Here is a 13,751-nt window from a genome sequence, read left to right on the forward strand (position 1 = left end):
CTACCCGCCGAGGCGGAAATATTTGGCGGTCGCCGAAAATGCCGAGGTCCTGGCGCCGATCTCGTCGAGGATCCTGGGCAACAGCACCGAGGCCGGCGTCGGCGTCGAGAAGTTCGCCGCCTTGATCTCGTCGGGACCGGTGATCACCATGATGATCTGCGGCAGCGCCTTGCCCGCCGCCTTGTCGGCGGCGCCGAGCCCGATCGGGATCGAGAAGGTCGCCTTGTCGGCTTGTGCGACAACGCGGTCGTCGAGGTTGAAGGCGATGCCCCTGTGGTCGATCAGAATCACGCTCGACACCAGCCCGCCATGCGTCACCAGCGTGCCGTCGATCGGCGAACCGTCCGGCACTGACGTCTGGTCGAGCACCAGCTGCGGTCTGTCAGCCGTGCTTGCCCCCATGAAACGCAGGAAGTCGGTGATCCCGCATTGCGTCGGCTGGATGAGGCGGACGCTGATGTCCGGCTCGACATGGAACTTCGCCTGGAATTCCCCAAGCAGCTGTTCGAACGGCGGCACCGACGTGCCAAAGCCCTCGATAGCGGCACTCTTGTCGGTGGCCGATGTCACCGTCGCGTAGAAACAATCACCACCATTGAACGCGCTTACCCAGGTAACCCGCTCCGCGGCCGCATCGGCCGGTGGCGGCACCTCCGGCTTGGGCACATTCATGGCAATGTCGGGCTCTGCCGGCTTGTCGGCCTGTCCACCGCTGGCGATATCGGGCTGGCTTGGCTTGGGCTCCGCAGTCGGTTCAGGCGCCTGCGTGTCGGGCTTGGGCGCCTGTGCGGTCGGCTCAGGCGCCTGCACCTCGGGGGCTTGAGCGGTGGGGTCCGGCGTCGGTGCTACGGGTTTGGGTGCCTCGGCCGTTGGTTCAGGTGTCTGCGTGCTCGGCTCTGTTGCCTTGGTCTCTACCGGCGGGCTGACGGGCTCGGGGATCTTCGCGGCATCGGGCTGCGTCGGGTTGGAAGGCGGTTGAGACGCGATGGTCTTGTCGATTGGTTCGGCTGGCTGCGGGGCCGCAGTGCTCGACGCGACCGGCGGCGTTGGCTGCGGCGCGACCGGCGCTTTGGCCTGATCTTCAGCCGGAGTTTCTGCCGGTTGCAGCTTTGGCTCTTCCACCGGCGCAGTGTCCGGAGCGGGCTTGTCCGCGACGATCGGCTTGGTCAGATCGGGTTGGAGCGGCGGTGTCTTGCCGGTATCGATGGCGCGAGGCCGGTCTCCGAAACCCAGTATGCCGGATGCATAGAGTCCTCCCAGCGATGCCACGACAACCGCCGCCAGCGCCGCGATCGTCCGGCTTCGGCCTGTAGTAGCAGGCTTCGTCGGTGTGCTTGCTCGCCTGGGAATTTCAGCTGCCGGCTTCGGTTGCGACAGAAGCGCCGGGCGCACGTGCGGCACAAAGGATGGCTCTGCCGTGCCGCTTGCGGGGACCGCACTGAGCCCTTGTGTCTGCGAGCCCTCGACCTTCGAGACCGGCCCGGCGGTCTGCCCGGTTCGCGGCAGACCCGGCCGGGGCGCAAGCGAGGCTGGCGGCAGGGTGGCGTCGCTGTCATCGCGCGTCAACCGGGCGATTTCGGCCATGCTGGCCGGTCGATCACTCGGGTCAGGCTGCAGCATCGCTTCGACGATGTCCCTGAAATCGGCATCGATGCCGGAGAGATCAGGCACGGTCCGCCGTTTTTCGACGATCTCATATTGCGAGCCGCCCATGTCGATCGGCTTGCCGAGCAGTGCCGCCGCCAGCACCAGCCCCAGGCTGTAGATGTCGGACTGTTCGCTGACCTCGCCGCCATAGAGCCCGAGCTGCTCTGGGGAGACATAGTTGTATTTTCCGGCGAACTTGCCGCCGATCAGCGTCTCGCCGCCGACCGTCGCCGATCGCGCAATGCCGAAATCGATGATCTTGGCGCGATCGACCCGGCCGCCCGGCAGGATGATGTTGTCGGGCGAAAGATCGCGGTGGATGGCGCCGGCCTGGTGCACCGCGCTCAGGCCCGACGCCAGCCGGTGGCACAGCTTGCGCACATCCTGCGTCGCCATCGCGCCGCCGCGCATGACGTCGTACAGCGACTGGCCGTCGACGAATTCCATCGCCAGATAGGGCCGCCCTATACCGGGATCGATGGTGAAGACGTGGTAGCGCACGACAGCGTCATGCGACAAATGGTTAAGGATCGAGGCTTCCTTGCGAAACAGCGACAGGATCGTCTGGTCACGGGCGAATTCCGGCAGCACGATCTTGATCGCGACGTGATCGCCGGTCTGGATGTTGTGGCCGCGATAGACTTCGCCCATGCCACCCGAGGCGATGCGTTCGTCGAGCTCGTAGATGCCGCTGAGCTGCGTGCCGACGCTGGTATCCGCCATATTGGGCAACAGCCGCGTCTTGTCGTCGGAGCTCATCGGTCGTGGCCTCCCGCTTGGGACAGGCCGTTGCCTTTGTCTCTGATCTTGACCAGCACGATAGTGACGTTGTCGGTTCCGCCGCGCTCAAGCACCATTGCCAGGAGCTTTTCGCAGGCTGCCTGCGGCGCTGCCGACAGTGCTGCTGTCGCAATCTCCGCGTCGCTGACATGCGCCGTCAGCCCGTCAGTGCTGAGGATGAAAATGTCGCCGGCAAGGGTCTCTCCCTGCTGGAAGTCGATGGCGATCTCGTCGTTGACGCCGATGGCGCGCGTGATGACGTTGCGGCGCGGCCAGTTCTCGGCTTCGGCGGCGCTGATCACGCCGCTGTCGAGAAGCTCCTGGACCTCCGTGTGGTCGCGCGAAATCTGCGAGATCGCGGCGTCGCGCACGAGATACACGCGGCTGTCGCCCGACCAGAGACAGGCGAACCTGCCGTCCATGGCCAGAAGTGCTGCAACGGTGGAGCCGATGGTCACGCCGCGTGACCGTGCGATCCGGCGGATCTCGGCGTGGGCCCGGTTCAGCCGGTCCTCGAAACGCGCGCGCAGATCCGGCGCCGAACTGGCAATGCCGATCGTTGCCAGATGCTCGACAATGCTTGCCGAGGCGACCTCTCCGGCCTCATGCCCGCCCATGCCGTCAGCCACGACCCAGAGGCCGATCTGCGGCTCAACCAGATAGCTGTCCTCATTGTGGTCGCGCACGCAGCCCTTGTGGCTCACGCCGTAGCTCTCAAAGGCGGCACCGCTCACTTGCCTACCCTCCGCAACGCCTTGGCTGACGTGCATGGCCAGTCTGCCACAGGCCTATCCATTAGAGTATCGAAATCTAAGCCGCCGATGACGGACGGTGGGGTGCAGCTGCTGTCTCTGCGCCCCGCAATCGCCGATCCTGCCATGCAATTCCCCATCAGAAAGCCTTCGGACAGCTGAAGGCGGAAAGCGCCGGCAGCGTGAATGGGTTGCCGTCCTCCCCGGTCTTGATCGTGTAGGCGACATCGCGCCCGCCAATGACGAAATGCGCTTCGAGACTGTCGCCATTGGCGGTGACCTGTCCCTTGTCCAGCAATCGCTTCAACGCCCATGGGCCGTCGAACTTGATTGCGGATTCGCGTCCCGGCAGCTCTGGCGTCAGGCTGAGACTGGCCGAACCGGTCTTGCCCGGCCACGGAATCAGGCCCGGCGTGTTGCCGGCCTGGGTGGCCTGCAGCACCTGGCCATCGATGTTGAGCAGCGCCATGTCAGCATCGCCATGCAGCGAGAGCGGCGTGAAGGTGATGTTGATCGACGGCACCGGGCCGCCAAGCGGAAAGAAGGCGGCGCGTATTTGTGCCGCAAGCTGAAAGTTCCTCAGCGTCGATTTCGCCAGATTGCGGCCGAACTTGGTGTCCTGTTTCCAGTCCCAGTCCTGCCCGCTCATGTCGACCAGCGACGCCAGGTTCTGCGCGAAGAACCGGTCGAGAACCCCGCCCGGAGAAAACAGTCTGGCAAAATCCGCCATTGCGACATCGTCGGTGCCGGCAGGGGCGAAGGGGAAGCGCCCGGCAATCACCGCTTCGCACGGGCGGCCGACCGTCTCTTCCAGCATTTCGTTGAGATGCGTGGTCGATGTTTCGGCGACAGTGCCCTCGAAATCATCCGCCGCCGCACTCACCATCCTGGCCAGCGCCTTCGGCAGCCGCGAGGCGTTGGCGCGCAGCGTCGATATCTGAAGCTGCAGATTGGCGTTGGCCTGGTCCGTCTGCGCGGGGACATCAGCTGCCAGCCGCACGCTTTGATAGATTTCGCGAAAGTTCTGGGTCAGGGCATCGAGCGGGCGCTGGCCGGGTGCGCCGGCCACCAAAGCCTGAACGGACCGGAACTGGGCTTCGATGTTGGCGCCCGGATCCTGGCTCTGCGTGCTGACAAAGGCGGTCCCGGCCCGGCTTTGCGATTTGCGCGCGGCAAGCTCGATACCGATGCGGGCGAGCCCCTTGGCGCGCGCGGCGACTTCCTGATCGCTGTCTTGAGACGCAGCCGGATTGCGCTCTTGCGTCAAAGCCGTTTCGCGCGCGATCGCCTCGAACAGCCGCATCAGGGGCGAGCTCGGCGAGCCGGCCGCGGACAGCGCCAGATATTGCGGTTTGTCGGCGGCCATCGCCTTGAACTTCAACCTGTCGAGCACCTCGTTCCACGCCGCCGCAAAACCCTTGCCATAGCGATCCAGAAGCTCGGGGCCGAGCTTGAGTAACTCCTGGTCAAAGCCGCCTTGCTCTCCGCCGCTGCCGATCACCCATTGATCGTCGACCAGCGCCTGCGCCACCTTGGCGAGCTGCGCCAGATAGAAATCGAAGCCGGCATGGGTGTAGAGACCGGGAACGCGAAGCGAGGCCAGGTCGTTGGCGTCATTGCGCTCGAACAGTACCGGCGCTTCGGGGCCGGCTTGCTGCGACACCGAAAAATCGTCCAGCGCCGCCGCATAGGTGGCCGACTGGATGAGCGCGGTGGCCCGGTCGGCAAGGCTCATGCGGCCGAGCGAGCGCTGGGCGGATTCGACCAGCGAACGGTTGAGCTCGAACGAGGGATCCTGGTCGTCGTCGAGTGCCAGCATGGCGCGCAGATGCTTCTCCAGCTGTGCGCGCCCGTCACGGTTGTGGGCGCCGGGATAGCGGTTCTGCTCCCAGTCACGCTTCAGCCAGGTGACGACCAGTTCGTCGTCCACTTTCGGCGCCTTGCCACCCAGCATCAAGTAGATCTTCAACGGCTCGTACAACACCATCGGATCGGCCATCCTGGCCTCGATCGTGCGTTCGAGCTGGAACAGCAGGCGCGAGCGGAACATCCGCTCCAGCCCCTGCCGGTAGGCGGTCTCGGAGGCGGACAGGATACGCTCACGCTGGCTGAGGCCGAACGTCGCCTTGGCCGGCGTCGGCTGGTCTTTTGCGTCATAGCCGGCCGGCAGGCTGCGCAGCGCATCGAGCGCACCGATGACGGTTTCGAGGTCGGCGTCCGACACCGTCGTGCTTGCGAGCAGCGGGGCTGCCGTCTCGCGGTATTGACCTGCCGCCTGGCTGGTCGCGGCAATCAGCGATTTGTTGGTCGTAAAGCTCAGGCCGAGAACGCCAAGTCCGGCAGCCGCTATGGCCGCGATCGCCGCCAGACCGGCATAGCGGGCGATGGTCGCCCGCCTGTCGGCTGCCCTGTCATAGGAGACCCAGCCGGACTCCGCGAAAATCACGCGGCTCAGCAGATCGTGCAGGAAGAAGCTTTTGCCGGTGCCGGAAAGATGCACCTGGGCGTTCTTGCCGAAACTGCGGCCGATGCTGCCGAGCAGTTGGTCGATCGGTGTGCCTTCCTGGGTGCCGGAGGAAAAATAGAGACCGCGCAAGGGCGCGTTCAGCTGCTTGCGGGTCGGCTCAAAGACCCCGTCAAGGAAATGCACGATCCGGCCTTTCAGCGCGCCGAGCTGCGCTGCAAAGCCGAAAATGGCGATACGGGCGATGGGATCGGTCTCCGCCTGCAGCCGCTCGCTCATCTCCTCGCTCAGGCGCTTCACCAGCGCGTCGAATTCGGCCGGCGCCTCGCCGACCATGTTCAGGCCGCGCTCCGCGGTCTGGAAGGTTGCGCCCCACACTTTGCGCCGGCGTGCTTCGTCGAAACCGCCGAAAGTCTCCATGAATCCGGAGACCAGGTCCGCCTTGGTGAACAGCACATAGACCGGGAAGCGGACCTTCAGGACCGCGTGGATTTCCTGCAATCTGCTGCGGATCTCGGTGACACGGGCGGCCTGCTCGCCGTCCGCCATCAGGTCGGCGAGACTGATCGCCAGGATGACGCCATTGATCGGCTGCCGCGTCCGATGCCGCTTGAGCAGCGACAGGAAGGCGAGCCAGCTTTTGCTGTCTGTCCCAGCATGCGAATCCTGCGTCGTGTAGCGGCCGGCCGTGTCGATCAGCACCGCCTCGTCGGTGAACCACCAGTCGCAATTGCGCGTGCCGCCGACGCCTGCCACAGGCTGCGCCTGGCCCGACCCGGCAAGCGGAAAGTTCAGCCCGGAATTGACCAGTGCGGTGGTTTTGCCGGCGCCCGGCGGGCCGATGACGATGTACCAGGGGACCTCGTAGAGGAAGTTGCGCCTGCCGCTCGCCTGCCTGAGCGTGGCAACCGCTTCGCCCATGCGGGCTTCCAGCAGCTTTGCGTCGCTGCCGTCATCCTCTGCGCTGGCCATGGCGGCCTCCAGCGCCTTCTGTGCCTTGCGCCTTTGCCATAGCCGGATCGCGTAGATGATCGCCACCGTACCGACGACGGCGCCAATGATCACCGCCCGCAGCCAGACCGGGTCCAGCGGCCGGGCGCCGGCAAAGCGGATCAACGGGCCCGCGAACCAGACCGCGGCGGCAAAGCCGGCCAGTGCGAGCGTTGAGAAGATGCGCAGCAGCCAGCCGGTCACAGCGTCTCCTCCCGAGGAATCATCACATCGACACGGCGGTTTTTGGCGCGGCCCTCCGGCGTTGCATTGTCGGCGATGGGCTCGTCCTCGCCCTTGCCCTCGACCTTTGTCCGCGACGGATCGCTGAAATGCGCCGCGATCATCTTTTCGACCGACTGGGCGCGGGCGACGGAGAGGTCGAAATTCGACTTGAAGGCGCTCGTCTTCTTCGGTTTGACGTTGTCGGTGTGGCCGACGATCCGGATCGGCCCGCGCTCGGCATCGAGAGCCGCCGCGATGCTGACGGCCACGGGTTCGAATTCTGGTTTGACGTCGGCTCGTCCGGACTGGAACAGCAGTGCGTTGCTGATTTCCACGACGATGAAATCGCCCTTGGTGCCGACGCTGACGCCGCCGGCTTCGATCTCCTTGCCCAGCGCGGCGCGGATGCGATCGACCTGCGCAATCGCCGCTGGTGCTGCGACGACTTTCACCTCCTCGGTCAGCGGCACGAAGCCGGTGCGCTCGATGATGACGGGCGTCGCCGGATTGAGCGCCAGCAATTCGCCGGCAACGGCCTCGCCATCATTGGTGATGAGAACCCGCAGCGTGAAAAAGGCTGCTGTCAAAACCGCCGCCGTCGCGGCGGCGATGGCCCAGAGCGGAATTCGCCTGGAGCCTTGCGCTGACGTCAGCGACAGGCCTTGCCAGCGCGGCGAGATGTCGTCGTCACCGGGGACGCGGAAATAGGCCAGCGTCTCGTAGACGTCGCGGCGGACACGCTCCAGGCCTTCGCGCGCCTGGCCGCGATACTGGCCTTCGAAGCCAAGCGACAGGCAGACATGCATCAGCTCGATCAGATTGCGGTGAGGTTCCGGCGTCGCCAGCACTGTGTTCAGCGCCTGGAAGAAACCGGCGCCGGTGGGTTTGACCTGGAAGAAGCGTGACAGCATGGCGTGCTGTGCCCACATCTCCCGGCTGGAGCCGGGCAGGTTGGCGATGATATCGTCGGCGGTTTCGCAAAGCACATAGCTGGCGATGCGCGCATCCTCTTTTGAGGTATCTGTCCTGGCGATCTTGCGGTCGAACTCCTCGATCAGGCCGGCGACATGCTCCGCCAGCGGCTCAGCCTGTCTTTCGACGGCCACCAGCCGCAGGTGCCCAAGCAGCATCAGCAAGGGCGCCGCGGCAGCAACGATCGGGTTGGCCGTTCCATAGTCGACGCCGTCGCTGGCGCCGAGCAACACATCCCACGGCGTTTTCTCTGCCGTCCCAGCCGAACCATGAAACGACGGATCGACGGGCGCTGCGACGAAAGGCGCGCCTTGATAGATCACAGTCCCCGTGACGTCGGCCTGCGGTGGCGGCTGGCGGCCGGCGTTGGGATCGAAAACCGTCGATTCCGGGATGCTGGCAGGGGCGATCACGGTGCTGTCGGGCGCCGGCGCATCGCGGGCGAGAACGGTCTTTTGCTTGCGGCCGGGGTTGGCGCGGCTGGGGCGGATGACGGTTTTGCCGGCCGGATCGAAAGGATCGTCCTTCGAGCTCATCGCCGATCCCCGCCTCTACGCCCGCACGGCCAGGCGACGCATAGCGCTGCGCCCGCGCGAACGCAGACCGCAGGACGCTATCTCGCCGTGACATGACATTCGCCGCAGACCCCCGAGGTCGACCAACCGTACCCGCGTGCTCAACTGTCGTATGTGATCGTAGTCTCAGAAGGTTCCGATTGAAACCCGGCGCAATTTTGGTCGCCGGCCGGTCCCTTGATCGGCTTTACAGCAGGGAGGTCAGCTCTTGCCTGTCGGTTTCTGTTTGGCGGCCTTGGCATAGGCTTCGCTGAAATAGGTGAGGAATATGTCCAGGAGGCCGTTTTCGTGCGCTTCCTCCTTGGCCCGCCAGGTCGCGACCAGCGCGTCCCAGGCGCGCGTCTTTTTCGAGGCAAAGGAAGATGGCGGCAGTTTCTTGGCGATCGCCTCGGGCGACAAATCGTCGAGCAGCCGCGCCAGCGCCGCCTGCATCGCGGCGAAGGTGGCAAACTCATGCGTCTTGAGGTCGTGGAAGGCGTCTTCGATGCTGTGCCTGGCGTCGAGATAGCCGGCCCTGCGCCGCGCAAACATGATGTCGAGAATTTCGTCGGTCCCGGGCACGAACTTCAGCGGGTTGTTGTCGGCGGCGTTGATCATCGTGCGATCGCTGGTCTTGGCCAGGACTTTCGCCGCGGCGCGCGCCTTCAACAGCAGCACCAGCTCGTCGACGACGATCCGCAATACGGCGCCGATCTCGCCTGCCACCTCATTCGGCTGGCGCAGCAGAAGCACTTCCGGCGGGATTCCGGCGCCGGCGGCAATCGCGCGCAGGATCTCGTCGGCTTGCTGTGGCCGGCTGGAGACCGAAGCCGGTGGCGCGGTCGGTGACCGTGGCGCTGCGACATGGTCCGGAAAGGATCCGGCGACCGGCATCTGCCGTTGCGTTGAGCCATGGCCACCGAAGGCCGCGTTCCCGTCATCGATCGATACCGACACGATATAGCGCCCGATCCTGAGCCGATCGCCTTGCGCAAGCCGGTGCGGGCCGGCCAGGCGCTGGCTCGAGCCGTTGACGAAGGTGCCGTTGCGAGAGACGTCGTAGAGAAAGTAAGCGCCGCCTTCATAACGGATTTCGCAGTGCCGTCCGGAGATGAATTTGTCCGGATCGGGCAAGGTCCAGGCGCAGTGCTCGCGCCCGATCTCGAAGCTGCGGTCGCGCGATGCGTAACCGGGCGGCAGCCCGGCAGGCAGGACATCGACATTGCTGATCTGCAGACTGATGAACATGCAATATGGCCTGTCGACCGCCGGCGTTCCCATTGATCCGATGCGACAGTCTAGCAGTTTGCGGGCACAGCGGGAGAGCGGCGTTTCACACTGGCGAAAGCGGCGCAAACACTGCTTGTCCTCTTTGGTCTGCCACGGAACCTGTGGTAGGCTCAACATGGCCTGGGATGGCAAGTTGCGAAATGTCCCTGAACGTGAGGTCGTTAACACAAGAAGGGCTTCGAACCTGCCACACTAGCGTCCAGGAGGGGCACGACCCATGCCGAGTGAACAACGCGCCGCACTTGTGCAGACGCCGGTCGGCGCCGAGCTGTTGACCTTCACGCATCTCGTCGGCCGCGACGAGATCAGCCGCTGTCTTGCCTACACCGTGGGATTTGTCAGCACCAATGCGGATATCGATCCGCTGAAGATGCTGGGCGGCGTCGTCTCGATCGAAGGCGAGTCCGACCCCAAGCGCTGGTTCAGCGGCCTCATCGCCGAGTTTCGCCTCACCCGCATCGAAGACCGGTTGGCTTATTACGAGGCGGTCGTCAGGCCGTGGCTGTGGTTCCTCGGCAACACCACCGACTGCCGCATTTTCCAGGACAAGACCGCCGTCGAGATCGTCGAGGAGATATTCTCCAAATATGGCGGCATCGCCAAGTTCGAAAAGCGCCTGCAGGGATCCTATCCGCCGCGCGAATATTGCGTGCAATACGACGAGAGCGACCTCGATTTCGTCCAGCGGCTGCTCGAGCACGAAGGCATCATGTACTTCTTCGAGCACGCCGAAGGTGAGCACAAACTGATCCTGGCCGACGCCATGAGCAAGCTGAAGCCGGCGCCGGGCTATGAGACGGTGCTCTATCAGTTCGAAGGACAGGGCTCGCGCCGCGACGTCGAATACATCACCGAATGGATTCCAGGCAGCGCGGTGCGCCCGGGCGCCTATGCCCACACCGACTATGACTTCGAGAAGCCTGCCGCCGACCTGATGGCGAAGTCGGCGCAGCCCTTCGGCCACAAGCAGGCCGCCGGCGAGAACTATCGCCACCCCGGCGCGCATCTGGAAGTCGGCCGCGGCGACAGCCTGGCGGCGATTAGGCGCGAGGAAATCCAGGCGCCGCATATGCGCATTGCCGCCGTCGGCACCGTGCGCGGCCTGTTCTCCGGCTGCACCTTCAAGCTCGACGGCTTTCCGCGCAAAGACCAGAACAAGGAATATCTGGTGGTCAGCGCCGAATACCGGCTGTTCGATCCGGGCTACCGCGCCGGCGTCGACACCGATGGCGAGAATTTCAAGGTCGTGCTCGGCGTGGCGCCGACTTCAGTCGCCTATCGGCCACCTCGGATCACGGCGCGGCCGATCATGCGCGGGCCGCAAACGGCGACGGTGGTCGGTCCGTCGGGCGAGGAAATCTTCACCGACAAATATGCCAGGGTGAAGGTGCAGTTCCACTGGGATCGCCTGGGCAAGAAGGACCAGAAGAGCTCTTGCTTCGTGCGCGTGTCGCAGACCTGGGCCGGCAGCGGCTGGGGCTTCATCCAGATCCCGCGCATCGGCCAGGAAGTGATCGTCGATTTCATCGAAGGCAATCCGGATCTGCCGATCATCACCGGCCGGGTCTACAACGCCTCGCAAATGCCACCCTACGGGCTGCCCGGCAACGCCACGCAGTCGGGCTGGAAGTCCAACTCGTCGAAGGGCGGTGGCGGCTACAACGAGCTGATGTTCGAGGACAAGGCCGGTTCCGAACTGGTCAATTTCCAGGCGCAGAAGGACCATCACCTTCTGATCAAGCACGACCGCAACAAAACGGTGCAGCACGACCAGTCCGATCGCATCGACCACGACGCCAAGCACTCCGTCGGCCACAACCTCGACGAGGACGTCGGCAACAACAAGACGGTCAAGGTCGGCGTCGACCAGACGACGAATATTGGCTCGAACGACACCGAGACGGTGGGCAAGAACCGCTCACTGACGGTGGGGGTCGATGAGACGATCAACATCGGCTCGAACTCCACCGAGACCATCGGCGCCAATCACACCCAGACCGTGGCGATCGTTCAGACCATCACAGTGGGTGCGGCGCGAGTCGATTCGGTCGGAGCATCCGAGACCCGAACCGTGGGTGCGGTACAGGCCAACACCATCGGCGCCTCGCGCTCGGTGACGGTTGGCGCGGCGCAGTCGCACAGCATCGGCGCAGCCGATAGCTGGACAATTGGTGCTGGTCAAACCGTCAACATCGCCGCCGATCAGAGTGTCACCACCGGCAGCAGCCAGACCTTCAGCGTCGGCGCGGCGCGCAGCGCCAGCATCGCTGCCGATGATTCCACAAGCGTCGGCGGTGCTCATTCGCTTTCCGTGAGCAAAGCAAGCTCCATCAGCATCACGGACAACAGTTCCATCAAGGTAGGCAAGAAGCTGATCATCGACGCCGGCGACGAGATACTGATCAAATGCGGCTCGGCCAAGATCATGATGAAAAAAGACGGCACGATCGGCATCGAGGGCAAGGACATTTCGGTGAATGCATCTGGCAAGATCAGCATGAAAGCTTCCGGCGACATCGTCATGAAAGGCTCGAAGATCAGCGAGAATTGAGGGTGCAGCGATGAGCGACGTTCGTGAACGTATTGACGGTGTGGTGATCGGTATTTTTCTCGGCTTCGATGACGCCGCATCGCCGCTGGTGGTGTTTCCCGGCAACCCGGAAGAGACGGCCTTGCCGGCGCGCAGCCTGACCGAACTGACAGCCGACATGATCGGCTGGGAGGTGGCTTTGCTGTTTCAGGAGGGCGATGCAACAAGACCGCTGATCGTCGGCCGCATCGTCGAGCCGGCGCGCAAAACCGCGGCACCGCATGTCGTGCGCGACGGCGAGCGCGTTCGCATCATCGGCGAAGAGCGCATCGAACTGCGCTGCGGCAAGGCGACGATCCTCATGGAAAAAGATGGTCGCATTATCATTCGCGGTACCTATGTCACCAGTCAGGCCTCTGCCACGAACCGGATCCGAGGCGCTTCGATAGATCTCAACTGATGTCAGCAACCGCCAGGAACCCGAAATCAAAAGACGCGCTGGAACGATCAATCGTTCCTGTCATCGTCAGACAGCATGCCGATCAGGCCGCATTTTTTTGGGCGCAGCGCGACACGCTGATGATGGCCGATCCGCCTGACATTCCCGTGGTGGTCAGCGTCGACCGGCGCCTGGAAGGGAACCTTGATGGTCTGCGTATCGCCGGGCCGGCCGCCTGGCCGTTCGTCGTCGCGGCCTATGAAGACTTTCCTGAAAAGGGCGAAATGTTCCTCTACGCATGGATGGCGATCGAACAGAACGACAGTCGCCGCCTGGCCAAGGCCGTAGAGCTCGGCCGAAAAAGCCAGGACGACGCACGCGGGCTGGTCGGCGCTTTGGCGTGGCACAGGCCGGAAACGATCGCGGTCGAGGTACGGGACTGGATCGGTGCGCAGGATGCGTTCAGGCGCTTTCTCGGCGTATCGGCCTGCCTCGGGCACGGCGTCGATCCCAAGCAGATGCTGGCGCGGCTTGTGCACGACCCGGATGCGCGCGTTCGCGCCACCAGCCTCCGCCTCGCCGGCAAGCTGAAACGCACAGACCTCATCCACGAATTGGCAGCCGCATTGAACAATGCCGACGAGCTCACACGATTCTGGGCGGCCTGGGCGCTGACCGAACTCGGCTCAGGCGATTTGGCCAGCCCCGAATTGCGCAAGGTCGCGGTCGGCGGCAGCGCCGACGCAATGACGGCCCTGCGCGCGGCGGTCAAAGCTGCGCCCGACAAGGATGTGCGCGCCTGGATGGGTGGATTGCTCAAATCGCCTGAGACGGCGCCCTTGGCGGTGCGCGGCGCCGGCATGCTGGGTGACCGCAACATTCTGCACTGGCTGATCCACCAGATGCGCGACCCGTCGCTGGCGCGTGCTGCCGGGGTTGCATTCCTTGAGCTGTATCCCGAAGCCCGCGAAGATGGCCGACTGTTTTCGGTCGAGACAGCACGGCTCGGCAAGTCCTTTGCCGACCATTTCGATGATGATCCGCCCTACCTGCCCGTCGCGGACAGCGTGAAGGACTGGGCGAAGATCCGAAATCTGCTCGAGTAGCG

At 64.3% G+C, this 13,751-nt stretch carries 8 protein-coding genes; 3 read left to right on the plus strand and 5 right to left on the minus strand.

The window, feature by feature from the left end; translation table 11 throughout:
* The 5 genes from ACYHH6_RS14115 to tagH form a co-directional block, all read right to left on the minus strand.
* Positions 1-2,406, minus strand: coding sequence for a serine/threonine-protein kinase (locus ACYHH6_RS14115; protein WP_352589092.1), 2,406 nt, complete (start codon positions 2,404-2,406; stop codon positions 1-3).
* Positions 2,403-3,161 carry a PP2C family protein-serine/threonine phosphatase gene (locus tag ACYHH6_RS14120; protein WP_352589089.1) on the minus strand — a complete coding sequence of 253 codons (759 nt, stop codon included), beginning with the start codon at positions 3,159-3,161 and terminating at the stop codon, positions 2,403-2,405. The genes ACYHH6_RS14115 and ACYHH6_RS14120 overlap by 4 nt, the downstream gene beginning before the upstream one ends.
* Before the next feature lie 157 nt (positions 3,162-3,318).
* The gene (gene tssM, locus ACYHH6_RS14125; RefSeq protein WP_352589086.1) at positions 3,319-6,837 is read right to left on the minus strand and encodes a type VI secretion system membrane subunit TssM; all 3,519 of its coding nucleotides are present in this window, start codon (positions 6,835-6,837) and stop codon (positions 3,319-3,321) included.
* A complete protein-coding gene (gene tssL, locus ACYHH6_RS14130) occupies positions 6,834-8,366 on the minus strand; it encodes a type VI secretion system protein TssL, long form (RefSeq protein WP_352589082.1) in 1,533 nt (510 codons plus the stop codon). Before tssL ends, tssM begins: the two co-directional genes overlap by 4 nt.
* 240 nt (positions 8,367-8,606) lie before the next feature.
* A complete protein-coding gene (gene tagH, locus ACYHH6_RS14135) occupies positions 8,607-9,632 on the minus strand; it encodes a type VI secretion system-associated FHA domain protein TagH (protein WP_352589079.1) in 1,026 nt (341 codons plus the stop codon).
* Between the two features lie 259 nt (positions 9,633-9,891).
* Between tagH and ACYHH6_RS14140 the strand changes: the two genes are divergently transcribed.
* Genes ACYHH6_RS14140 through ACYHH6_RS14150 form a run of 3 tightly spaced genes read left to right on the plus strand, consistent with a single transcriptional unit; the run spans position 9,892 to position 13,749 of the window.
* A complete protein-coding gene (locus ACYHH6_RS14140; protein ID WP_352589076.1) occupies positions 9,892-12,225 on the plus strand; it encodes a type VI secretion system Vgr family protein in 2,334 nt (777 codons plus the stop codon).
* 10 nt (positions 12,226-12,235) lie between these two features.
* Entirely contained in the window at positions 12,236-12,664 is a 429-nt protein-coding gene (locus ACYHH6_RS14145) for a DUF6484 domain-containing protein (protein WP_352589073.1), read from the plus strand.
* On the plus strand, positions 12,664-13,749 hold the full coding sequence (locus ACYHH6_RS14150) for a HEAT repeat domain-containing protein (RefSeq protein ID WP_352589070.1): 1,086 nt from the start codon (positions 12,664-12,666) through the stop codon (positions 13,747-13,749). Before ACYHH6_RS14145 ends, ACYHH6_RS14150 begins: the two co-directional genes overlap by 1 nt.
* Positions 13,750-13,751: the final 2 nt, after the last annotated feature.

It is taken from the genome of Mesorhizobium sp. P171375, assembly GCF_057786075.1.

What these genes read in the sequence shown, in the direction of transcription:
- ACYHH6_RS14115 (WP_352589092.1), bottom strand. Translation starts at nt 2,406, where the DNA reads ATGAGCTCCGACGACAAGACGCGGCTGTTGCCCAATATGGCGGATACC.
- tssL (WP_352589082.1), bottom strand. Translation starts at nt 8,366, where the DNA reads ATGAGCTCGAAGGACGATCCTTTCGATCCGGCCGGCAAAACCGTCATC.
- tagH (WP_352589079.1), bottom strand. Translation starts at nt 9,632, where the DNA reads ATGTTCATCAGTCTGCAGATCAGCAATGTCGATGTCCTGCCTGCCGGG.
- ACYHH6_RS14140 (WP_352589076.1), top strand. Translation starts at nt 9,892, where the DNA reads ATGCCGAGTGAACAACGCGCCGCACTTGTGCAGACGCCGGTCGGCGCC.
- ACYHH6_RS14145 (WP_352589073.1), top strand. Translation starts at nt 12,236, where the DNA reads ATGAGCGACGTTCGTGAACGTATTGACGGTGTGGTGATCGGTATTTTT.
- ACYHH6_RS14150 (WP_352589070.1), top strand. Translation starts at nt 12,664, where the DNA reads ATGTCAGCAACCGCCAGGAACCCGAAATCAAAAGACGCGCTGGAACGA.